We start from the raw sequence: 23,605 nt of genomic DNA on the forward strand, positions 1-23,605 counted from the left end.
TTTTTTTCATCATTTACGAATCTCAAAACTAAAACTATTGGGCGCAAAATTCACATTATAAAACGGATCGTACTGGAAATAGTGCGGGTGCCGGGCATTCAACTGCCCCAGCTCACGCTGTAGACGAGCGACCTTTTCCTGATCCATATGATCCAGTCCGCGGCTGACCGACTCATGATGGATCAGGGTGACGCTTTGACACACCACGTTATACAAGCCCGCCTCACACAAACGCATACACAGGTCGACATCGTTATAGGCCACCGGGAACTGCTCGTTGAATCCACCTACCTGTTCAAACTTGCTGCGCTCCACCATCAGGCAGGCACCCGTGACGATCAGCCAGTTGTATTCAATCTGGTTGCGCAGGAAATAGCCTGGGATATCTTTGTGCGAATGCATATATGCGTGCATTGGGCCATTTTGCAAATTAATCACGCCGGCATGCTGCATCATACTGCCATCGCCATACAGCAACTTGGCTCCCACCGCGCCGACATGGCTCAATTGCGCATAGCCACCCATACGCTCGATCCAGTCAGCGTGCAAGACTTCGGTATCGTCATTGAGGAACAGCAACAGTTCCCCCTTCGCTTGCCGGCTCCCCAAGTTATTCAACTCAGAGAAGTTGAAAGGTGCATCATGACGGATGACAGAAACCTGTGCCTCAGCGCTAATCGCCTCTAAATAAGCCAGTGTGCTGGCGTCTTTAGAGCCATTATCAACAATGATAATCTCGAAGTTGCGGTAGGTCGTTTTATCCAGAATCGATTCAATACAACGCGTCAACACCTCATGGTTATCCCGGGTAGGGATAATGATAGAAATGCAAGCATTATCTTGCAGAGCGTAATTTACGCGGAAATAACCCGGGTAATTAGGCAGTTCCTCCACCGTTCCCTTCAAGCCACGGCGTTCAAGGGCACTTTCACGCACAGCGCGGGACGCGGCCAGCACATAAGGCTTTGCCGCCATATCCGATGCAACCGACGCCGGAATAATGCGCCAATGATACAGTATCTTAGGTATATGGCTGATACGCTGCGTTATTTCCGTCAGGCGCAAGATGAAGTCCCAATCCTGACAGCCATTAAACTCGGTACGCAATCCGCCGAGCGCCTTTGCCACGCTGAGCCTCACACAGGCCACATGGCAGGTAAACATGGTCCCCATCATGGTGTCCGGCGACCAGTCAGGCTTAAAGTGTGGCTGGGAATAGTCTCCCTCCGGGGTAAATTTGTCTTCGTCACTATAGATAAAGTCCGGATCTTCCCGGTTAATGCAAAGCGCTAACTCATATAGACAATCATCGGTTAACTCATCATCGTGATCGAGGAAAACGATATAGTCGCCATCTGCATTATCGATCGCCACATTGGTCGCGCCAGCAATCCCCTGATTTTGCTCCAGATGAACCACTTTGATTCTGGGATCGTTAAACGTATCCAGTGCCGTTTTTGTTTCCTCTAACGGGCTAGCATCGTTGGCCAAAATGAGCTGCCAGTCGGAGTACCACTGCAAGCGTACTGAGGAGACCATCTTCTCAAGCAGATCCAACGGAGTGTTATAAATAGGGACAATAATTGAGAAGCGAGGGCGCTGCTGCATATTGTCCAATTGTTCTTGCAGATCGTAAGGACGCTGTGTTGGTATGTAGACATACTCGTCTGGACGTTTGGCAAAGTGATATGTTCCGTCCTGGCGATGGGAAATAAACGAGGCCCGCTCAACGCTACACGGTGCCGCAGCGGCGGAAGCGAATAGCGGATGATGCAAGAACCAGCCAGGCCTGGCCTTCACGGCAACCTTCAGCAAACGACTTTTATAGCGCTCAGGCAAACGGTAATACAGAGAACGGGCAAGCTGTCTGATATTACGTTTAACCAGCATCATGGACGGATAGTGGGAAACGGTGTCAAGCCCTTGATTCACTGCTCGCTTACCGACACGCAAGATTTTTCCTGCCTGCACCTTACAACTTTGCCCAATATAAAATAGCCAATGGAAAACTAAACGGATGGGCTTTCGCAAGAAAGTCGGCACTCTTCTTCCCAGCACGCGTAATGGCGCTGACAGTTTCCAGCTTGACGAGTGCAAGATCTGGTAGGCTTGATGTTCATATTCGACCAACAACGCTGCTTGCTGAGCAATCTGCTGTTCCAGCACCACAATATTTTGCTGCTGGGTAGAGATCTGTGCATCTCGCGCAGAAATTTGCTCATGCAGTTCTTCAATATGCTTCGCTTCAATTTCCTTTTGCAACGAATCAACGTCATCTTTTAACGAATTGATTAATTCTATTTGCTTGTTAACTTCATCATTCTTTTGGGTAATTTGCGCTTCGCAGCGGAGATATTCCCCGTGAATATGAGTGAACTGATGCTTCAAGGCGCCGACGGAAACAACACGCATCGGAAGTTCAAGGGCCGCCAAGACTGCATAAATGTCACGGCTATCTTTACTTTCAATCGTTGCCATAAACTCTGACTCTTGAGTCAGGTATTCATTCAGATCCTCCTGTTCTATGGCGAAACCGATTTCCTTCATAATTTCACAGGAAGCGGTGGCAATATTTAAAGAAGATATGTTCTGGCTATGAGCAACGGATGTCAAACGCAACAGCGAATGGAAGATACCGCGGAATACAGTATAACCGAGGGTAATACTCTTCTGAGCATGCCATTCCAGATCAAAAAACACCACGGAGCGATCTTGCTGCCTGATGGCATTAAATGGCATCGCATCCTGATAATTACCCTTAAGCAAAAAGTCTTTGTCATAATCAGTAGTAACATTTGCCATTGACAGTAAAGAAGCAATCCATTCTTTTGCCCATTGCGCCGCTTGCTGCAATGTCCATTCAGGACGATTGACGATATCAACCAGATCCAACCACAGGCTGTTGCCAGCGTAAAATTCATCAACGCTCTTGATGTTTTGGATTACTGCTCCCTCACGTTCAGTCTGAACCAGAGGGGAACTGTTCACCACCAGTTCGCCGTCTGCGGTGATGTCAAACGTGGTGGTTTTATTGAACTCAGGCAACCGGCCATCGGAGTAATGATAGGCTGCAACGCCAGGTATCAGTTCTGCTTGCGGCTGTTGGCTGGCGACGACCAGGAATGAGTTGGCTAGATCAACCGCCAAGCCGTTGTTCCACGCATTGCGTGTTCCCTGCTCAACAGAGAACAAGTTTTCAGGAACGCGCTGAATGTCTTTGTTGCTGCTTTCGATAGCAAGCTGCGAGAGTTCACGAGCATACTGCTTCCAACCTACCGGCGTAACGATAGAAACAGGCAGTTTGTAGTCAGGGAGAGGGATATATTCTTGCGTATCTACAAATCCGCTCTCATTGAGTAACCCCAGTAGTTCCCGGCGACCAAATGTGGCAACGCCGCTCTCTGTATAGGAGTTATTAATCCCAAACATAGGCTGCCCAACGTGATCCTCGTTAGCGCCAGCAAAATACTTAATGCCGAGCTTATTCTCGATTGCGACAAATAACTTCCCATCCAGGACCAGGCGCTGACGGCAAAAATCCAACAAGACATGTTGTCCATTGTTGCCCAGGAACATGCGTGCATATTCCAGCACCCCGATCAACATCACGCCATCAAAGGCACCTAAATCAGGCAGACGATCGCTAGGGGAACAAATAACGTCTACGTTGGTCAGGTCGCGACAGCGCTGACGTGCAATTTGCGCGCGTCTGAAACTACCCTCAACGGATACCACCTGCGCCCCACTTTCAGCCAGGAAACGCGTTATGGCGCCACAGCCGCAGCCAATTTCCAGGATGCGTTTTCCCTTAAGCCATTGGTGGAAAGGTTTAAGCAAATTGGAACGACGGGAAGTCAGATGATAAGTTGACGGCCAGTCCTTCATTTTTACACTGAGTTCCAGTGAATTTACACTGAGATCTTTAGCATGCGTTACGGCATCCAGCACATAGTTTTCAGCATCATCACCATCACTGTATGCAAATTCCGGTAAGGTTGCTGGCCGCCATACGCCGACGTCCTCTACAAAAACAAAACCATTGCTTTCCAAAATTTGATGAACTTTACTCGGTTTCAAATTTAATTCTCGCATTTAAATCAGCCAAACCAGTGAATGTCTTTACAGGGCCTACAGCCAAATGTATTGAATCGTAACGACGATCGTGAGGGATGATTTCACCTTCAGTCGAGCTACTGGCAATACCCACAGAAACAAAATAATCGCCCTCAAACAGCATGACAGGAAGTGTCACTGTAATGACCGCATCTTTGCCCGGCATGCCCGCATCAAAAGTGTCAACAGACTGCCATTCTGAGTTGGTGTTATAAATCGTTACACCCTCTTTGGTTTTTACCGCAAAACCAAAAATAGGCCTGACAAGCAGGCTGTTAAAGACCACTTTAAATGAAAATGTAATTTCTTTTTTTGGCGAAATGCTGCTTGGGTAGGCCTCGCCGTCTTGCTCAAGATAGAAATCAACCAACTCCGCGCTGCGGTCCCCCCAACGATACTCCGATGGATTATAGTTAGATCTTTTATCATACGAACCGTTGAGATATTTGAACAAAAGCAGCTTGTTTTCGCTAGCGTTATGGGCATCGGCCTCTCGGGCTTCAAGCTGTTTTTCGCCCGCAACAGCTATCTCCAACTGCTTATTAATCTCATCTCGCTCGTTATCGGCCACATTCTTCTTACCAAAAAGAATGTCCAGATAGCGGTTTACAATATCCCGCGGTTGGCCTTGGGCCTGAACAACACCGCCATCCAGCAGCAAAGCACGATCGCAGTGCGTGACAATTTGTTCTGTCGCATGGGATACAAACAAAATTGAGGTACCGTCTTGCTTTAACTTTTTGAGACGTGCAAAACATTTGGCTTGAAATTTGGCATCGCCCACAGCCAAGGCCTCATCAACGATAAGTATTTCCGGATCTATCTGCGCCTGAACCGCAAACGCCAGACGCACCAACATGCCGCTGGAGTATGCTCGTACCGGAGAGTCGATAAAGTGGCCGATATCGGCAAAAGAGAGGATGTCATCGAGCTTGTTTTCTGTTTCTTCATGCGACAGGCCAAGCAAAGACGCATTGAGATAGACATTCTCACGTCCAGTAAAATCAGCGTTAAACCCCGCCCCTAGCTCAAGCAGGGCGGCAACGCGCCCATTAACATGCACGCTACCGGCGCTTGGCGTCAGGGTGCCTGCGATAATCTGCAGTAACGTCGATTTGCCTGAACCGTTCCTGCCTACGACCCCCATGGTTTGGCCTTTAGGCAACTCAAAGGAAACGTCTTTCAGCGCCCAGAAATCCTCGTGGTATATACTCGGTGTTTTCCCTAACTTTTGCTCAATACGCGGCATGATAAACTGTTTAAGCCGCCGCGCAGGGCTTTCATAGACTTGGTAACACTTATCAACATTCTTTATTTGGATCGCATATTCATTAGAGGACATCGGCGAAACCTCTTCTTGTCTTTTGGAACCAGGCATACCCCAGCCACATCACCAGCAATGAAATGACCGCATAGACGCCCAGACCCATGAAATCTGGCAGTTTTCCCCAGATTAGCACGGCCCGCGCCTGTTCAATGATAAAGGTAAGCGGATTCATCATAATCACGGGTCTAAGCGCTTCAGGCAGTGAGGTTATCGGATAAAAAACCGGCGACAGGAACATCATTACCGTCATCAAAATGGTGATTGTCTGGCCGACATCCCGAACATAAACCCCCAAGGATGCCAGGAACCAACTCAAACCTAACGTCAAAAAAATCAATGGGGTTATCACCAGCGGCAAGAAAAGCAAGGTCCAATGCACATAGCCATTGAAGATAAAGAATGCGCTGATCAAGACCACAAGACTGATAAAGCTATGGAACAATACCCCGCCCATGGCAACCAGTGGCAGTGTTTCAAGGGGGAAAATGACCTTTTTCACATAGTTTACATTGCTAATAATCAGGCTTGGCGACCGATTGAGTACTTCTGCAAACAGCCCGTGGACAATCAACCCGACGAACAAGATGACCGCAAACTGCGTTTTAGACTCATTTTCCGCAGCACCTGCCCACCTTGCTTTAAAAACAACTGAAAAAACAAGAGTATAAACGGCTAGCATGAAAATTGGGTTAATAAAAGACCATAGGATGCCCATAAAAGAACCGCGATAACGGCCAATCACTTCACGCTTTATCATCTGATAGATCAGGTGTCGGTTAGACCATGATGATCCAAATAGAGAAACTAATGAGTAAGGTTTACCAGTATGTGGATTCATTACAAATCTCTTTAGTTGTTGCTAAATAATGGTTCGTATCCAAGATCAAAAACCATATAAGGTTATGATAAAAAAAGAAAATAATTATATCGCAATGAGTTATGCATTGCACTATGCGGATGCATGTTCACTAGATACTTTGCATCATTCATACATAAGTTGAGATTCTTTTGAGTGCGGATTGCCAATTGCTGGGTTGAATGACAAAAATGTCTTGGAGATTCTGGCTGCCAAGCTTTGAGTTTGAAAGACATTTAGCAGGTATCGGGTATTGATGGCAGCCTGATTAGCAATAAACCCTTTATGGTAGACCACCGAGAAAAAATCAGCCAAGGTGATATAAGGTGCGCAGATAAAGTGATAATGCCCTCTAGGCTCAGCATCCGTGTCCTCAATGCCATATGCGGCAATGTGCCACACAGTATCCGTAATGTCTTGTGCGTAAATTGAGTTGCTGAACCGGTCGCCAGATAAAATATATTCTGAATCAATATGCAGCAATTTTACGCCGCAAATTATGGCCGTATACACCAGATATTGCGGGCCACCGCGATTGATAGCAAACGCCAGCGCAGGCTCGCATTCTACTTTATCAACAGCCGTATAAGCAGCATTGATGATGGCATTGAAACAAAATGAGGTGTTCCTATGGCTCACTTGCGGGTAGTCAGTGATGTCGAGTTGTGGACGGTCTACAGCCAAAACTTCCCATTGGGAAGGAGCCCCTTTCACTAACTCTTGCCCAATCGGCCCTGTGCAACCCACAATCATTACTTTCATAATATGACCAAATGCCTATATCCGATGAAATATCATGCATCCACGCATTTTAATGCCAAAAAACCTCAGACTTCCTCCCAAGGCCTAAAACAGAGTCCCCCCGCTCAAGAAAGTTCTCAAAACCTTTACTGAGTTGATCCTTAGCCGAGATCACATGATTTTCGACCGGTTATACTACTCCGATAACTGCATCATTCCAAATAAGACATTCTTCGTTTATTGGATTATAATAATCGGCTGATTTTCATTCAAAATCAGCCGATTCTGAAATGGGCATAAAATCATGAGTCATACTTAGCGATGCTCAAAGTTGATGCTTGCTTTGTTCTGAAAGGCATACACATCTTGTTACCTGAAAGTAGATGACTCAGATTGAATAATGACCACCTCGCACTCGCAGTTACTTTCATGTAGTTATGTGAGCTATCGCACCAATCACTTCACGCCTGAGGTGTTCCTGAGTTAACATGTTTGCCACATCAAGAAAGCCTGCTGCCCGGTGGTATGGTGGCGGGAGTAATCACTCAGACAGGAGTTACTAATGTCCAAACAACAGATCGGCGTTGTCGGTATGGCGGTAATGGGCCGTAATCTGGCGCTTAATATTGAGAGCCGCGGCTATTCCGTTTCCATCTTTAACCGTTCGGGTGAAAAGACCGATGAAGTCGTTGCCGAGAATCCGGGCAAAAAGCTGGTACCTCACTACACCATCGAAGAGTTTGTTGAATCACTGGAAAAACCGCGCCGTATCCTGCTGATGGTGAAAGCCGGTGAAGCAACGGATAAGACCATTGCGTCCCTGACCCCGCATCTGGAAAAAGGCGACATCCTGATCGATGGCGGTAACACCTATTACAAAGACACCATCCGTCGTAACCGCGAACTGTCTGCCCAGGGTTTTAACTTTATCGGTACCGGCGTCTCCGGCGGCGAAGAGGGTGCATTGAAAGGCCCATCCATCATGCCTGGCGGTCAGAAAGAAGCGTACGAATTGGTTGCACCTATCCTTGAGAAAATCGCAGCCCGTGCAGAAGATGGCGACGCCTGTGTGGCTTATATCGGGGCAGATGGTGCAGGCCATTACGTTAAAATGGTTCACAACGGTATTGAGTATGGCGACATGCAGTTAATCGCTGAAGCCTATTCCCTGCTGAAAAATGCCCTGAATCTGAGTAACGACGACCTGGCTAAAACCTTCAATGAGTGGAATGAAGGTGAACTGAGCAGCTACTTGATCGACATCACCAAAGATATCTTCACCAAGAAAGATGAAGAAGGTAAATACCTGGTTGATGTGATTCTGGATGAAGCGGCCAACAAAGGCACTGGTAAGTGGACCAGCCAAAGCTCACTGGATCTCGGTGAACCCCTGACGCTGATCACCGAGTCTGTTTTTGCCCGTTATCTCTCTTCGCTGAAAGATCAACGCGTTGCCGCGTCGAAAGTCCTGAGCGGACCCGCGGTGAAAGCGTTTGACGGTGACAAGGCTGAATTCGTTGAGAAAGTTCGCCGTGCGCTGTATCTGGGTAAACTTGTCTCTTATGCGCAGGGCTTCTCTCAGCTCAAAGCGGCATCTGACGAGAATAACTGGGATCTGAATTACGGCGAAATCGCCAAGATTTTCCGCGCGGGTTGTATCATCCGTGCCCAGTTCCTACAGAAAATCACTGATGCTTACGCAGACGATGCAAAAATTGCCAACCTGCTGCTGGCACCGTATTTCAAAGATATCGCTGATAAATACCAGCAGGCTTTGCGTGACGTGGTCTCCTATGCCGTTCAGAACGGCATCCCGACCCCAACATTCTCTGCCGCAATCAATTACTACGACAGCTACCGTTCAGCGGTTCTGCCCGCTAACCTGATTCAGGCACAGCGTGACTACTTTGGTGCGCATACCTACAAGCGCACTGACAAAGAAGGTGTTTTCCATACCGAATGGTTGGATTAATCCCGTCTGACTAGAAAGCCGCTGGGTTCAATTCACGATGTGAACGGACCCAGCGGCTTTTTTTTGCCTGCGATTTGGCGGAGGGCGACGACTTTTTGTGTCACCCGCCTCTTTACGTCGATAGCTTACTTATGCCGTTGACGCAGATTATTAATCACGGCGCTCATATCCAGATTTTGATCCTGCAACAGCACCATCAGGTGATAAACCAAATCCGAGGCTTCATTGGTCAGTTCTTCACGATCATGTACCGTCGCAGCCAGTGCGGTTTCTACGCCTTCTTCACCCACTTTCTGCGCGATACGCTTGGTACCGCTGGCATACAGTCGGGCGGTGTAAGAACTGGCCGGATCGGCATGTTTACGCTCGGCCAGCAGTTGTTCCAACTGATAGAGAAAACCCCAGTCAGAGGCTGCCGGATGGAAGCAACTGCTGTTGCCCAGATGGCAGGTTGGGCCAATGGGATTGACCAGAATCAACAGCGTGTCGTTGTCACAATCCGGGGTGATGCTGACGACGTTAAGGAAATTGCCGGAGCTTTCGCCCTTCGTCCACAGGCGCTGTTTGGTGCGCGAAAAAAACGTCACTTTTCCGCTCTCTTCAGTGACCGCCAGGGCTTCCTGATCCATGTAACCCATCATCAATACTTCACCAGAAATAGCATGCTGTACGATCGCTGGCAGCAGATGGTTGGTTTTTTCCCAGTCGAGCTGGTTCTTCTGTTCTTCGGTTAACACACTCGGATCTCCACACCTTGTTCAGCCAAATACTTTTTCAGTTCGCCGATATTGATAATCTGTTTATGGAATACCGAGGCCGCCAGCGCCCCGTCTACATCGGCATCGCGGAAGGCTTCCAGGAAATGCTCCATGGTTCCGGCACCGCCAGAGGCGATCAGTGGAACGTGACAGGCCGCACGCACCTGTTGCAGTTGCACCAGATCGTAACCATTGCGCACACCGTCCTGATTCATCATGTTCAGAACGATTTCACCCGCGCCGCGTTCCTGCACCTCTTTTACCCAATCCAGCGTTTGCCAGGTGGTGACTTTGGTGCGGGTCTCATCGCCGGTATATTGGTTCACGTGGTACAAACCGGTTGCCGAGTCGAACCAGGTATCAATTCCTACCACGATGCACTGCACGCCATAACGATCTGCCAGGCGGGTAATGAGCGTAGGGTCAGCCAGTGCCGGTGAGTTGATCGAGATTTTATCAGCGCCAAAAGTCAGAATGCGCCCAGCGTCTTCTACGGTCTTGATACCACCCGCCACACAGAACGGAATGTCGATCACTTCGGCAACCCGGGCAACCCAACTCTTATCGACTACGCGGTTATCAGACGAGGCGGTAATGTCATAAAACACCAGTTCGTCAGCACCTTCTTGCGCATAGCGTTGAGCCAGAGGGACAATATCACCAATGATCTCATGATTGCGGAACTGTACGCCTTTGACTACCTGCCCATCTTTGACATCCAGACAGGGGATTATCCGTTTTGCCAGCATGAGATCGCCTCCGTTACGTTAAACTTACCGTCCAACAATGCCCGCCCGACAATGACGCCCTGCACGCCACTGCCGCGCAGTGCGGCAATATCATCCAAATTGCCGATCCCGCCAGAAGCCTGGAAAGCCACTTGCGGATAGCGCTCGCTGATTTCGCGATACAGTGCCACATTCGATCCGGCCAGCGTGCCATCACGCGAAATATCGGTACATAGCACGTGTTTCAGCCCAAACGGCAGATACTCTTCCACCAGTTGTTCCAGCGTGGTGTTGGAGTTTTCTTGCCAGCCACTGATTGCCACGCACTTGGTACCCGTCTCGTCAATTCGTACATCCAGTGCCAGCACCAGGGCATCTGCGCCAAAACGACGAAACCAGCCTTGTACCATGCCGATCTGTTTCACTGCCGTTGACCCAATCACCACCCGCGCGGCACCCGCCTCAAGCAGCGCCTCAACATCCTGTTCTGTGCGGATCCCACCCCCAACCTGTACGGGTACGCTGACGCCTGCCAGCAGGGTGCGCAGCAGAGGGATCTGCCGTGCTGCAGGGTTCTTGGCACCGGTCAGATCGACCAGATGCAAAACCTGTGCACCTTGCTGTTGATAATCTTGCAGCCGCGGTAGCGGCTTATTGCCGTAGTCACGTTTCTGGCCATAATCGCCCTGATGCAAACGCACCACGCTGCCTTCAATCAAATCCAACGCGGGAATAATCATGGTTGTTACATCTCCAGAAAGTTTTTCAGCAGTTTCGCGCCAGCTGCCCCGGAGCGTTCCGGATGAAACTGTACGCCGAAGAAGTTGTCTTTTTCGACTGCGGCGGTGAAGGGTTCGCCGTAATTGGCCTGTGCGATGGTATCTGGGCATATTGGCATTGCGTATCCGTGCACGAAGTAAAAATAGGCACCGTCTTCGATACCACGGAACAGATGATTCCCCGCTTGTGCGGATACCTGGTTCCAACCCATATGCGGCAGCGGTAAACCAAAATCAGTCATTTTGGTGACCGGTGTATCTATAATCCCCAGCGTGGCAATGCCGCCATTCTCCTCGCTCGATGAGGCCAGCAGTTGCATACCAAGGCAGATACCCAGCACGGGCTGGGTACAGGTTTTGATCAGATCTATAAGCTCGCGCTCAACCAATTGATCCATTGCCGCCTGCGCCGTTCCTACGCCAGGTAAAAACAGTTTGTCAGCACGCAATACGATCTCGGGATCACGGCTGATTTGCGGCTGGTATCCCAGCCGCTGCACCGCGTAGGCGACAGAGGAGAGATTGGCACAGCCAGTATCCAGAATCACCACGTTCATTACAGCACTCCTTTCGAGCTCGGCAGGGTGTCGCCCTCAACGCGAATCGCCTGACGCAGGGTACGGCCAAAGACTTTGAACAGGCTCTCCACACGGTGATGGTCGTTCTTGCCTTTGGTGCGCAGATGCAGCGTACAGGCCATGGCGTAGGAGAGGGAGCGGAAGAAATGCTCAACCATTTCGGTGCTCAGATCGCCGACGCGCTGATAATTGAACTCGGCTTTATATTCAAGGTGCGGTCGGCCAGAAATATCCAGTGCACAGCGCGCCAGACATTCGTCCATCGGCAGAACGAAACCGAAACGGCCAATGCCCCGTTTGTCACCGAGTGCTTTATTCAGGGCTTCACCCAACGCCAGTGCGGTATCTTCAACCGTGTGGTGATCGTCGATATAGAGATCGCCATTGACTTCAATATTCATGCGGAAACCGCCGTGGGTGGCGATCTGATCCAGCATGTGGTCAAAGAAGCCCACGCCGGTTTTAATCTTGCTGCCGCCTTCGCGATCGAGCCAAACGTCAACATCAATGGCCGTTTCACGGGTCACGCGGCTTACCTGTGCGTGACGATCGCGCTGGGTCAGTTGCTTCTCAATGGCTTTCCAGTTCAGCGTATCGCGCTGATAGCGCAATCCGGCAATACCCATGTTCTGCGCCAACTGGATATCTGTTTCGCGATCGCCGATCACATAGCTGTTCTCTATGTCCATCAGACCACTGTCGAGATAACTTTTCACCAGCTCGGTTTTTGGCTTGCGGCAATCGCAGTTGTCGGCAGGCAAATGTGGGCAAATCAGGATGTCAGCGAACTGAATGCCTTGCGACGTCAGAATCTGCATCATCAGGTTATGCGGTGGATCGAAGGTTTCCTGCGGAAAACTGGCAGTCCCCAGACCGTCCTGATTAGTGATCATCACCAACTGGTAACCGGCAGTCTGTAAGGCCAGCAGTGCGGGAATAACATCTGGCTCCAGCGCCAGTTTATCCAGACGGTCCACCTGAAAATCCTCAGGGGGTTCAGAGATCAACGTACCGTCACGGTCAATAAACAGAAACTTCTGGCTCACATAGGCTCCTTGCTGGGGCTGAGTTTAACGCGGGTTGGATTGGCATCGTCTGCACTGCTGCTTTCACCGGCTCCCGGTAGCACCTGCAATACGTCGATCACCCGCTGGCACTCCTGACGGGTGCCGATCGTTATACGTAAACATCCGGCAAGACCGGACTGTTTGTTTTGGTCGCGTAGAATAATGCCCTGATCCCACAAGGTTTTAAACACAATGCTGGAAGCAGTAAAGCGAGCCATTAAATAGTTGCTGTCGCTGCCGAAAACCTGTTCGACGCACGGACACTGTTGCAGAGCTTCTTGCAGCCAGGCTCGCGTTTCGGCAATTTCCTTGACGCGTGTGCGCATAACGGTGATACCTTCGTCGCTCAGTGCCTGCGCGGCAATATCCGCTACCGGCGTGGAGAGCGGATAGGGCGCAATCACTTTAAGCAGCAGCTCGATCAACGGTGGATTGGCCAACGTGAAACCACAACGCAGACCCGCCAGTGCAAAGGCTTTGGAGAGGGTGCGCAAAATGGCGAGGTGCGGGAAATCCTGCAACCAGGCAACGACGCTCGCCTGTGGGCAAAAGTCGATGTAAGCCTCGTCAATCGCCACAATCGCTTTGCCCTGGGTCATTTCCAGTAACGCGCGCAGATCGGCGGCGTCAATCAGATTACCGGTCGGGTTGTTGGGACTGCACACGTAGACCAGTTTCACATTGGCAAGATTGTCGGCGATGGCCTGCAGATCCAACTGCCAGTTCTCTTTGGTGCCCACGGTGCGACGTTCGATGCCAAAGGTTTCAGCGCTGACCCCGTACATGCCGTAGGTTGGCGGGCAGTACAGCACCGCATCTTTACCCGGCTCACAGAAGGCACGGATCAACAGTTCAATGCTTTCATCTGCGCCACGGCTTACCAGAACCTGATCGGTTGCAACGCCCGCATAGGCAGCATAGCGTTCGATCACGGCTTTGGGCTGGCACTCAGGATAACGGTTGAATGTCTGTGCAGTCAGTTGGAACTCCGGTGCCAGCGGATATTCGTTGGCATTGAGCCAGACGTCGCCATTGCCACCCAGACGCCGGGCTGACTGATACGGTGTCAATTCACGCACGTTGCTGCGGGCCAGCTCAATGACGCTGGCAGAGGGTGAGTTGCTCATGAATTCTTCTCCTTCAGCGCGGCAACGCGCAGACTGACAGCGTTCTTGTGGGCGGTGAGTTGTTCGGCCTGCGCCAGTATTTCAATCGTCGGAGCCAATTGCAGCAGACCCTGTGGCGTCAGTTGCTGTACGGTCATTCTTTTCTGGAAATCGGCCAGCCCGAGACTTGAACAGGTCGATGTGTAACCGTAGGTCGGCAGAACGTGGTTGGTTCCTGAGGCGTAATCACCGGCAGATTCCGGCGACCAGTCACCCAGGAAAACCGAACCGGCGCTGGTGATGGCATCCACCATTTTCTCTGGTTCACGGGTTTGCAGAATCAGGTGTTCAGGGCCATAGAGATTACTGATTTCGATGCACTGTTCCAGATCGCGAGCCACAATCAGGCGGCTGCTTTCCAGCGCCTGACGGGCGATTTCGCTGCGCGAAAGCAGGGCGAGTTGCTTATCGACCTCGACCGCGACCTCACGAGCGATCGCGGCATCCGGCGTCAGTAAAATCACCTGCGAATCCGGGCCGTGTTCCGCCTGTGAGAGCAGATCAGAGGCAATAAATGCCGGAGTGGCACCGCTGTCGGCGATCACCAGCACTTCTGATGGGCCTGCTGGCATATCAATGGCGGCACCGTCAAAACGCTGGCTGACCTGACGTTTGGCTTCGGTGACATAGGCGTTGCCCGGACCAAAAATCTTGTCAACTTTCGGCACGCTCTCCGTTCCGAATGCCATAGCGGCAATGGCCTGTGCACCGCCCAGTTGGAAGACCTCAGTAATACCGCACAGTTGCGCAGCGTAGAGGATCTCATCGGCAATCGGCGGCGGCGAGCACAGCACCACGCGTTTGCACCCGGCGATACGCGATGGCGTACCGAGCATCAGCACAGTGGACGGCAGTGGCGCGGAGCCACCGGGTATATACAGGCCGACTGAGGCAATCGGCCGGGTGATCTGCTGGCAGCGCACGCCGGGCTGGGTTTCGACATCCACGGGCGGCAATTTTTGTGCATTGTGAAAGGTTTCGATGTTGCGCACTGCAACGGCCATTGCCTGTTTCACATCCTCATTCAGCCGTGCAGAAGCGGCAACAATCTCGGCTTGCGTAACGCGAATGGCTTCTACTTCTACTTTGTCAAAGCGGGCGCAGAACTCACGCAATGCGCTGTCGCCGTCGGCTTTAACGCGGTCGAGGATCTCATTGACGGCCAGCGTAATGCGGTCAGACGCTGAAATCGCCGGACGCGTCAGCAACGCCCGTTGCTGCTCTGCGGAACACTGTTGCCAATCGATCACCGTATTGAAATTGGTCGGCTGCATTGCGTTACTCCATCATCTTCTCAATCGGCAGGACCAGAATGGAACTGGCACCCAGCGCTTTCAGTTTTTCCATGGTTTCCCAGAACAGGGTTTCGCTGCTGACCATGTGCATCGCCACGCGGTTCTTGTCACCGGCCAACGGCAGGATGGTTGGACGTTCAGCGCCCGGCAGCAGGGTAATGATTTCATCCAGACGATCGCTTGGCGCGTGCATCATGATGTATTTGGATTCACGCGCCTGAATAACGCCCTGAATACGGGTGAGCAGTCTGTCGATCAACTGCTGTTTTTCTTCCGGCATCTCGCCGTCGCGTTGAATCAGGCAGGCTTTGGAGCGGTAGATCACTTCAACTTCACGCAGACCGTTTGCTTCCAGCGTCGCACCGGTAGACACCAGGTCACAAATCGCATCGGCCAGACCCGCACGCGGCGCCACTTCGACGGAACCATTCAGCAGGCAGGATTTGAAATCAACTTTTTGCTTATCGAGGTATTGCTTGAGGATGTGCGGATAAGACGTGGCGATACGGGCATTTTGCAGGCTTTGCGGTGTACTGTATTCACAATCCAGCGCGACGGCCAGTGACAAACGACAACCGCCAAAGTCCAGACGGCGCAAGGTGAAATAACGCGGGTCTTCACCCTGCGCGCGGCGGCTCAACAGCTCTTCCTCCAACACGTTTTCGCCGATGATACCGAGATCGACTACGCCATCCATGACCAATCCAGGGATATCGTCGTCACGCACGCGCAGAATATCGATAGGCATATTTTCTGCGAAAGCGATCAGGCGCTGTTCCTGTAAATTGATTTTAATACCGCAGCGTGCCAGCAATTCCTGAGACTCATCGCTCAGGCGGCCTGACTTCTGCATTGCTATCCGTAAACGTGTTTTGTCCAGCATGTCATAATCCTATCGTCATTAATTTAATAAAAAATCGTTAAGCGGAAGAAACAAAAAAGCCCTCGGAAGATATCTTCCGAGGGCTCTCTCATTGCATTCTACGCGCCACTGGAAGATTCGTCAGACGTCTTCCAGCACTCATCGCCTGAAAGACTAGTCAGGATGATGGTGATGATGATGGCTAAATTGAACGCAATTCATGTTAATTTTCTCTTTTGGCTATATGCTCAAAACTACTGGGGATTAAGCTAAACCATAGGCACTCATTCACGCAACCTTTTTTTCTTCGGATGATGTATTTTCATCTGCCGACGTGTCGACGGTGTCCTCCTGCAACTCCAGGTACTTTGGGTATAAAACCTGCCCAAAGCGCCATTTTTGCCTGATTTCTGAGCCATTATGTCAGGAAGGGTATTTGTTGTTAAAGGTATTGAGCGGATAATTGTATCGGGCACATGACAGGGGTAATCTCAGAAAAGATTAAGAACCTGAAGGGTCCGGTTCTAAGCTGATACGGGTAAAAAGAGGGTCTATGAAAAAGGTGACGATAGTGGGTTTGGGTTGGTTAGGCATGCCGCTTGCCGTCTCACTGGCTGCGCGGGGAATTCATGTGGTCGGCAGCAAAACCACGCCGGACGGCGTCGATGCTGCACGTATGACGGGGATTGAATGCTATCAGCTAGAGTTGACCCCAGATCTGATTTGCGAGGCTGATGATCTCGACCAATTGCTGGACACGGATGCCCTGGTTATCACGTTGCCCGCCCGTCGAACGGTGGAGGGCAATGAAAACTATTGCAGGGCGGTACAGATGCTGGTGGACAGCGCGTTGGCGCATGCGGTGAAACGTATTGTGTTTACCAGTTCCACCTCAGTTTACGGTACTGCTGAGGGCACGGTGAAAGAAGACTCCCCCCTCAAGCCCGAAACCGCCAGCGGTGAAGCGTTGGTTGAGTTGGAGCGTTGGTTGCATAAACTGCCCAATACCTCCGTGGATATTTTGCGTCTCGCGGGGCTGGTGGGGGCAGAGCGCCATCCGGGGCGATTTCTGGCCGGGAAGACGGGCGTCAGGGGCGGCAGCCACGGCGTAAATCTGGTTCATCAGGATGATGTGGTGGCGGCGATTCAATTGTTGTTAAGACTGCCGAAAGGTGGGCATATTTATAATTTGTGCGCGCCGGGGCATCCAGCAAAAAATGTGTTTTACCCGATGGTGTCAGATTGGTTGAATCTGCCGCGTCCTACTTTTGATATGCAAAGAGGGGACGAGGGGCAGGGTAAAATTGTTGATGGCAGCCGTATCTGCAAAGAGTTGGGATTCGAGTATGAGTATCCCGATCCGTTGCGCATGCCAGTGAGTTGATAATCAATGGGGGCAATACCTTCTATTGCCTCCGTCACGCAACTCGAATTATTTAGGAGAGAGAGTGCGGGGATAAATAAAATAAAGAACACTTTTTATTTTGATATTGGTGAAATTAAATCTAAAGATTTTTTATATTTTGCCGATAAGAAGAAATTTACCGCCGTTATTATTTTCAGATGGACAAAAATTCGTCATCAAGCTCTGACGCAGGGAGAATTGCTGGCGTAATGACACAAATAGTTACTGCTACTGGCTTGCTCCCTTCTTTCCTCCTGCAAACTTCACACCATTATTTTTTTCGCACAAAAAATCAGCGGCAATTTATCCTGCATTATGCTTAATTTTCGACGCGTAAAATCTAGCTGTTCTCGCTCAGATTGATGTGAAGTCATGACGTTTTATTGCTATAAACAGGATATTACCCTGTCATTTACCGAGCGTTTTAGATCTTCGTACTGCAATTTGTGTTTGGCGGAGGTTTTGTTCGAAATGATCTGAAAAAGACCAAATATTTGCCTTTAAGCACTGGTTTTGAGACGCCTTTTTACATTTGTCTGTTTTTTAAGCGGTAATTTCACTATCGAAACGGTTTTTTTACGCATTTAAGGCGAAAGATTATTTTGTTTTTGTGATGATTATCACATTGTGTTGAAAATAAGGGGCGGAGTCCGTTGTGTGGGCTAAGGGTTCAAGAGTAGAGTTGCGTCGATTAAGATTAATCCTAATAAAATGTATGAAAGCGTTTCACTGATGAATCGCTAAAAATCTGGAAAGGCCTCCTCATAATATGTATTCCCGTGACTTTACTCAGTCGCTTCGCACCTTGAAATTGAGCATTTTTGGTAATACCAGGAATAAGATTCTGTATTGACCTAAGAAACACTCTTCGATCCATCTCCGGGAAGACTCCTGGTCATGGGATATTTCTATCACCCAGCCTATGTTAAAAACATAATCTGTCGGGACGGGGTAAATGGGTATGTCCGAATTACTCAAACATATTTATGACATCAACTTGTCGTATTTGCTTTTGGCACAGCGTTTAATTAATGATGATAAAGCTTCCGCTATGTTCCGCCTGGGTATCGACAACGCGATGGCAGATGCACTTTCCCAGTTGACGCTACCTCAAATGGTTAAATTAGCTGAGACAAATCAATTGCTTTGCCAGTTTCGCTTTGACGATCACGAAACCATAACGCGATTGACCCAAGACTCAAGGGTGGATGATTTACAGCAAATTCATGCGGGTATCCTTTTATCCAGCCAGTTGCTCAAGGGATTATCAAAATCCGACAGCAATGCGCCAAAGAAAAGGGCATAACCATGGTCGAGAAAAGTATTGTTCAGGAAGCCAGGGATATTCAGCTCGCCATGGAACTTATTACCCTGGGCGCACGCTTGCAGATGTTGGAAAGTGAAACGCAGCTTAGCCGTGGGCGGTTGATCAAACTCTATAAAGAGCTGCGCGGCAGCCCGCCCCCAAAAGGAATGCTACCTTTCTCGACTGACTGGTTTATGACGTGGGAACAGAACATTCACTCGTCAATGTTTTACAACGCCTATCGGTTCCTGATGAAAAATGGCGGATGCAACGGGGTTGAGGCAGTTATCAAGGCTTACAGGCTCTGCCTGGAGCAATGTCCACAACAGCCCGGCGAACCCCCGGTACTGGCTCTGACCCGCGCATGGACGCTGGTTCGTTTTGTCGACAGTGGGATGTTGCAACTCTCCCCATGCAACTGCTGCGGTGGCTCATTCGTCACGCACGCGCATCATCCAGTCAACGGCTTTGTTTGCAGCCTATGCCAGCCGCCTTCACGCGCAGTAAAAAAACGTAAACTTTCCCCGCAACTGGCCGATATTATTCCTCAACGGCTGGACGAAAAGGTCAAGCACGCAGTGTGAGCACGCAGTCTGGACTACACCCCGCCTCACAACCACATTCTATAAGGGAATTATTGTGCTAGTTATTATTGGTTACATCGTGGTCTTGGGCGCGGTATTGGGTGGTTACATGATGGTCGGCGGTCATCTTGGTGCGCTTTATCAACCTGCGGAATTCCTGATCATCGCGGGCGCGGGCATTGGGGCATTTATCGTCGGCAACAACGGTAAATCCATCAAAGCCACTATGCGCGCGCTGCCAAAAATGATGCGCCGCTCCAAATACAACAAATCCCTGTACATGGATCTGATGGCCCTGCTTTTCCGCTTGCTGGCAAAATCCCGTCAGCAGGGCATGCTGTCGTTGGAGCGTGACATTGATAATCCCAAAGAAAGTGAAATTTTCTCTAACTATCCCCGCATTCTTGCCGATAACGATCTTGTTGAGTTTATTACGGATTATTTGCGACTGATGGTGAGCGGGAATATGAATGCTTTCGAGATCGAAGCCCTGATGGATGAAGAAATCGAGACCTGCGAGCAGGAGAATGAAGTGCCTGCGGGCAGTCTGGCCATGGTGGGTGACTCTCTGCCAGCATTCGGTATTGTTGCGGCGGTGATGGGCGTGGTGCATGCGCTGGCTTCTGCCGATCGTCCCGCTGCCGAACTGGGCGCGTTAATCGCCCATGCCATGGTCGGCACCTTCCTTGGCATTCTGTTGGCATATGGTTTCATCTCACCGTTGGCAACGTTGCTGCGGCAGAAAAGCGCCGAGAACATCAAGATGATGCAGTGTATCAAAGTCACGCTGCTCTCAAGCCTGAATGGCTATGCGCCGCAAATCGCCGTCGAGTTTGGCCGTAAGACGCTTTACACCAGTGAGCGACCCTCCTTTATTGAACTGGAAGAGCACGTACGTCAGGCGAAAGCGCCAGCCCAGCAGAGGGTGGAAGAAGAGGCATGAAGCACCAGGGCCATCCGATTGTTATTGTCAGAAAACGCAAGGCGAAGCACGGTGCTGGCCATCACGGGGGCTCGTGGAAAATTGCTTATGCTGACTTTATGACGGCGATGATGGCATTTTTTCTGGTGATGTGGCTGATTTCGATCGCCAGCCCGCAAGAGCTGACCAGAATTGCCGAGTATTTCCGCACCCCGCTGAAGGTTGCGCTGACCGGAGGCCACCGCAGCAGCGACAGCGAAAGCCCGATTCCCGGTGGTGGCGATGATGTCACGCAGAAAGAGGGCGAAATCCGCAAAATCATTGAGCGCAGTGAAAAGATTGCCGAAAACGCCAGACTGCAAAAGCTGCATGAAGATCTCGATCAACTGATTGAATCCGATCCACGGTTACGTGCACTGCGCCCGCATCTGCTGATTAATCTTACCGACGAAGGGTTGCGAATCCAGATCATTGATAGCCAGAACCGCCCGATGTTCCGCACTGGCAGTGCCGAAGTGGAACCCTACATGGGCGATATTTTACGCGCCATGGCACCGGTTCTGGACGACTTTCCCAACAAGATCAGTTTGGCGGGGCATACCGATGACATGCCTTATGCCACCGGTGAACGTTATTACAGCAACTGGGAGCTCTCCGCCGATCGTGCCAACGCCTCACGCCGCGAATTGACGGCGGGCGGATTGACTGAAGGCAAAGTGCTGCGGGTGATGGGATTATCCTCCACGATGCAACTGAAACACCATCAGGCTGGCGACGCCATCAACCGGCGGATCAGCATTCTGGTGCTCAACAAGCAGGCCCAGCAGAGCATCGAACACGAAAATTCGGAAAGTGAGGCGGTCGAGATTAATCAGGCTGGCGGCCTTACCTCATTTAAGCCGCGACTCACAGCAGAGGTGATACCGTGAGCATGGATATAAGTGCTTTTTATCAAACGTTTTTCGATGAAGCCGACGAACTGCTGGCGGACATGGAACAGCATTTGCTGTTGCTCGATCCCATCGCACCGGATATTGAACAGCTCAACGCCATTTTTCGCGCAGCGCATTCAATCAAGGGCGGGGCTGCGACCTTCGGATTTTCGGTGTTACAGGAAACCACCCACTTGTTGGAAAACCTGTTGGATGGTGCGCGGCGCAGCGAAATGCGCCTCAGCACTGAGATCATCAACCTGTTTTTGGAAACGAAAGATATTATGCAGGAGCAGTTGGACGCCTATAAATCCACGCAGGATCCGGACGCAGCCAGTTTTGAATACATCTGCGCCGCGTTGAGGCAACTGGCCCTGGAAGCGCAGGAGGGCGAGCTTCACTCGGCCACGTCAGCCAACGACAGTGAGTCCGACGTTTCCGCTGCCACACCGGCCGTTGGCAAAGACAACGGGGCGTTGCGAATCTGCCTGTCTGACCTGAAAGCGCAGGAAATCCCGCTGATGCTGGAAGAGCTCGCCAACCTCGGTGAGGTTCTTGAATCAGAACAAACGGACACGAGCCTGGAAGCCACGCTGAAAACCTCGGTCAGTGAAGACGATATCTGCGCCGTATTGTGTTTTGTCCTGGAACCGGATCAGATCAGTTTTGACCGCGCGAGTACGGCGGCCAATGACACCGATGCGGCGAAACTGGCTTGTGTAGCGGCTAATGTGACGGAGAAAATAGGTCACGTTGCCGACGCGATTCCTGCTGGCGCCGCTGCCCCTGTTGCGCCATCGCCTGCGTCAATCGCTGATGCCCCACGTACCGCGCGTGCACCCAAGGCCGCCGAATCGAGCAGTATCCGCGTGGCAGTTGAAAAGGTCGATCAACTGATCAATCTGGTCGGGGAACTGGTGATCACCCAATCGATGCTGGCCCAGCGTTCTGATTCACTCGATCCGGTTGCGCATGGCGACCTGCTCAATAGCATGAGCCAGCTTGAGCGCAATGCCCGCGATTTGCAGGAGTCGGTGATGTCCATCCGCATGATGCCGATGGAGTATGTTTTCAGCCGTTTCCCTCGTTTGGTACGCGATCTGGCCAGTAAATTGAACAAACAGGTGGAACTGACGCAGATTGGCAGTTCGACCGAACTGGATAAGAGCCTGATTGAACGGATTATCGATCCGCTGACGCATCTGGTACGCAACAGTCTGGATCACGGCATCGAAGATCCTGAGACCCGCGTCGCCAACGGTAAAAGTCCGGTCGGCAACCTGACGCTGTCCGCCGAACATCAGGGCGGCAATATCTGTATCGAAGTGATTGACGACGGTGCCGGTCTTAACCGCGAGAAGATTCTTGCCAAAGCCGCGTCACAGGGCTTGCCGGTCAGCGAGAACATGTCAGACGAAGACGTGGGCATGCTGATTTTTGCCCCTGGATTCTCAACCGCCGAGCAGGTGACTGACGTTTCTGGCCGTGGCGTGGGTATGGATGTGGTCAAGCGGAATATCCAGGAGATGGGGGGCCATGTAGAAGTGCATTCCCAGCCGCAAAAAGGCACGTCGATCCGCATAATGTTACCGCTGACGCTGGCAATTCTGGACGGCATGTCGGTGAAAGTGAACGAAGAGGTCTTTATTCTGCCGCTGAATGCCGTGATGGAATCGCTGCAACCGCTGGCGGAAGATTTGCATCCACTGGCCGGTGGGGAACGGGTGCTGCAAGTGCGTGGGGAATATTTACCACTGGTTGAACTGTACCGCGTGTTCGATGTCGAGGGGGCAAAAACCGAGGCCACGCAGGGCATTGTTGTCATTCTGCAAAGTGCCGGACGCCGCTATGCGCTATTGGTGGATCAACTGATCGGCCAGCATCAGGTGGTAGTCAAGAATCTGGAAAGCAACTATCGCAAGGTACCGGGTATTTCTGCCGCCACTATTCTCGGCGACGGTAGTGTCGCGCTGATCGTTGATGTTTCGGCGTTGCAGGCTTTGAACCGAAAAAAGCTGGCATACCCGTCATACTTCAAGCTACAGATGCGTTGACTGCGGCCTCAAACCCCAGTCACATAGTAATCTATGCTCCTGGGGATTTTCGGCCTTGTCGCCTTCCTGTAACTCGAATTATTTAGGGTAGGTATCCCGTCGAACTTCGAACTACAGATGCGTTGACTGCGGTCTCCTGAAGGGTACACACATTTTTGAT

The 23,605-nt window shown here is 50.9% G+C and carries 21 protein-coding genes and 1 other annotated feature; of the genes, 8 read left to right on the forward strand and 13 right to left on the reverse strand.

Annotated elements, in window-relative coordinates; genetic code table 11:
- Positions 1–9: 9 nt before the first annotated feature.
- The 4 genes from DRI82_RS11160 to DRI82_RS11175 form a co-directional block, all read right to left on the reverse strand.
- Positions 10–4,077 carry a glycosyltransferase gene (locus DRI82_RS11160; protein ID WP_170138698.1) on the reverse strand — a complete coding sequence of 1,356 codons (4,068 nt, stop codon included), beginning with the start codon at positions 4,075–4,077 and terminating at the stop codon, positions 10–12.
- Positions 4,064–5,455, reverse strand: a complete 1,392-nt coding sequence (locus DRI82_RS11165; RefSeq protein ID WP_114193599.1) for an ABC transporter ATP-binding protein — start codon at positions 5,453–5,455, stop codon at positions 4,064–4,066. The genes DRI82_RS11160 and DRI82_RS11165 overlap by 14 nt, the downstream gene beginning before the upstream one ends.
- Positions 5,445–6,278, reverse strand: coding sequence for an ABC transporter permease (locus DRI82_RS11170; protein WP_114193601.1), 834 nt, complete (start codon positions 6,276–6,278; stop codon positions 5,445–5,447). The genes DRI82_RS11165 and DRI82_RS11170 overlap by 11 nt, the downstream gene beginning before the upstream one ends.
- A gap of 144 nt (positions 6,279–6,422) precedes the next feature.
- Positions 6,423–7,058 (reverse strand): sugar nucleotide-binding protein, encoded by a 636-nt coding sequence (locus DRI82_RS11175; RefSeq protein WP_114193603.1) that lies wholly within the window; start codon positions 7,056–7,058, stop codon positions 6,423–6,425.
- A 541-nt stretch (positions 7,059–7,599) separates the two neighbouring features.
- Here DRI82_RS11175 and gndA point away from each other — a divergent pair.
- Positions 7,600–9,009 (forward strand): NADP-dependent phosphogluconate dehydrogenase, encoded by a 1,410-nt coding sequence (gene gndA / locus DRI82_RS11180; protein ID WP_114193605.1) that lies wholly within the window; start codon positions 7,600–7,602, stop codon positions 9,007–9,009.
- 125 nt (positions 9,010–9,134) lie between these two features.
- Here the strand turns inward: gndA and hisIE are convergent, their stop codons facing one another.
- The 9 genes from hisIE to hisL all read right to left on the reverse strand — a co-directional run bounded on the left by hisIE (position 9,135) and on the right by hisL (position 16,464).
- Positions 9,135–9,746, reverse strand: a complete 612-nt coding sequence (hisIE, locus tag DRI82_RS11185; protein WP_114193607.1) for a bifunctional phosphoribosyl-AMP cyclohydrolase/phosphoribosyl-ATP diphosphatase HisIE — start codon at positions 9,744–9,746, stop codon at positions 9,135–9,137.
- Positions 9,740–10,516, reverse strand: a complete 777-nt coding sequence (hisF, locus tag DRI82_RS11190) for an imidazole glycerol phosphate synthase subunit HisF (protein WP_114193609.1) — start codon at positions 10,514–10,516, stop codon at positions 9,740–9,742. Before hisF ends, hisIE begins: the two co-directional genes overlap by 7 nt.
- Positions 10,498–11,235 carry a 1-(5-phosphoribosyl)-5-[(5-phosphoribosylamino)methylideneamino]imidazole-4-carboxamide isomerase gene (hisA, locus tag DRI82_RS11195; protein WP_114193611.1) on the reverse strand — a complete coding sequence of 246 codons (738 nt, stop codon included), beginning with the start codon at positions 11,233–11,235 and terminating at the stop codon, positions 10,498–10,500. Before hisA ends, hisF begins: the two co-directional genes overlap by 19 nt.
- Before the next feature lie 5 nt (positions 11,236–11,240).
- A complete protein-coding gene (hisH, locus tag DRI82_RS11200; protein WP_114193613.1) occupies positions 11,241–11,831 on the reverse strand; it encodes an imidazole glycerol phosphate synthase subunit HisH in 591 nt (196 codons plus the stop codon).
- Positions 11,831–12,898: a bifunctional histidinol-phosphatase/imidazoleglycerol-phosphate dehydratase HisB gene (gene hisB, locus DRI82_RS11205; protein ID WP_114193615.1), complete on the reverse strand. Its 1,068-nt coding sequence runs from the start codon at positions 12,896–12,898 to the stop codon at positions 11,831–11,833. Before hisB ends, hisH begins: the two co-directional genes overlap by 1 nt.
- Positions 12,895–14,046 carry a histidinol-phosphate transaminase gene (gene hisC / locus DRI82_RS11210; RefSeq protein WP_114193617.1) on the reverse strand — a complete coding sequence of 384 codons (1,152 nt, stop codon included), beginning with the start codon at positions 14,044–14,046 and terminating at the stop codon, positions 12,895–12,897. Before hisC ends, hisB begins: the two co-directional genes overlap by 4 nt.
- Entirely contained in the window at positions 14,043–15,359 is a 1,317-nt protein-coding gene (gene hisD / locus DRI82_RS11215; RefSeq protein WP_114193618.1) for a histidinol dehydrogenase, read from the reverse strand. The genes hisC and hisD overlap by 4 nt, the downstream gene beginning before the upstream one ends.
- A gap of 4 nt (positions 15,360–15,363) precedes the next feature.
- A complete protein-coding gene (gene hisG / locus DRI82_RS11220) occupies positions 15,364–16,263 on the reverse strand; it encodes an ATP phosphoribosyltransferase (RefSeq protein WP_114193620.1) in 900 nt (299 codons plus the stop codon).
- A gap of 50 nt (positions 16,264–16,313) precedes the next feature.
- Positions 16,314–16,441, reverse strand: a sequence feature (His leader region).
- Positions 16,417–16,464 (reverse strand): his operon leader peptide, encoded by a 48-nt coding sequence (gene hisL / locus DRI82_RS11225; RefSeq protein ID WP_114193705.1) that lies wholly within the window; start codon positions 16,462–16,464, stop codon positions 16,417–16,419. It overlaps the preceding feature by 25 nt.
- 331 nt (positions 16,465–16,795) lie before the next feature.
- Between hisL and DRI82_RS11230 the strand changes: the two genes are divergently transcribed.
- From DRI82_RS11230 to cheA, 7 genes are all read left to right on the forward strand, one after another.
- Positions 16,796–17,626: an SDR family oxidoreductase gene (locus DRI82_RS11230; RefSeq protein ID WP_114193622.1), complete on the forward strand. Its 831-nt coding sequence runs from the start codon at positions 16,796–16,798 to the stop codon at positions 17,624–17,626.
- Positions 17,627–17,632: 6 nt separating this feature from the next.
- On the forward strand, positions 17,633–17,857 hold the full coding sequence (locus DRI82_RS11235; RefSeq protein ID WP_114193624.1) for a hypothetical protein: 225 nt from the start codon (positions 17,633–17,635) through the stop codon (positions 17,855–17,857).
- A gap of 745 nt (positions 17,858–18,602) precedes the next feature.
- Complete coding sequence (gene flhD / locus DRI82_RS11240; protein WP_114193626.1) at positions 18,603–18,953, forward strand: flagellar transcriptional regulator FlhD; 351 nt, start codon at positions 18,603–18,605, stop codon at positions 18,951–18,953.
- Positions 18,954–18,955: 2 nt separating this feature from the next.
- Complete coding sequence (gene flhC / locus DRI82_RS11245) at positions 18,956–19,537, forward strand: flagellar transcriptional regulator FlhC (protein ID WP_114193628.1); 582 nt, start codon at positions 18,956–18,958, stop codon at positions 19,535–19,537.
- Between the two features lie 55 nt (positions 19,538–19,592).
- The gene (gene motA / locus DRI82_RS11250) at positions 19,593–20,480 is read left to right on the forward strand and encodes a flagellar motor stator protein MotA (RefSeq protein WP_114193630.1); all 888 of its coding nucleotides are present in this window, start codon (positions 19,593–19,595) and stop codon (positions 20,478–20,480) included.
- On the forward strand, positions 20,477–21,388 hold the full coding sequence (gene motB, locus DRI82_RS11255) for a flagellar motor protein MotB (protein ID WP_114193632.1): 912 nt from the start codon (positions 20,477–20,479) through the stop codon (positions 21,386–21,388). Before motA ends, motB begins: the two co-directional genes overlap by 4 nt.
- Positions 21,385–23,445, forward strand: a complete 2,061-nt coding sequence (gene cheA, locus DRI82_RS11260; protein WP_114193634.1) for a chemotaxis protein CheA — start codon at positions 21,385–21,387, stop codon at positions 23,443–23,445. Before motB ends, cheA begins: the two co-directional genes overlap by 4 nt.
- Positions 23,446–23,605 lie beyond the last annotated feature (160 nt).

This window comes from Edaphovirga cremea (genome assembly GCF_003332275.1).
GTDB classification, from domain to species: domain Bacteria; phylum Pseudomonadota; class Gammaproteobacteria; order Enterobacterales; family Enterobacteriaceae; genus Edaphovirga; species Edaphovirga cremea.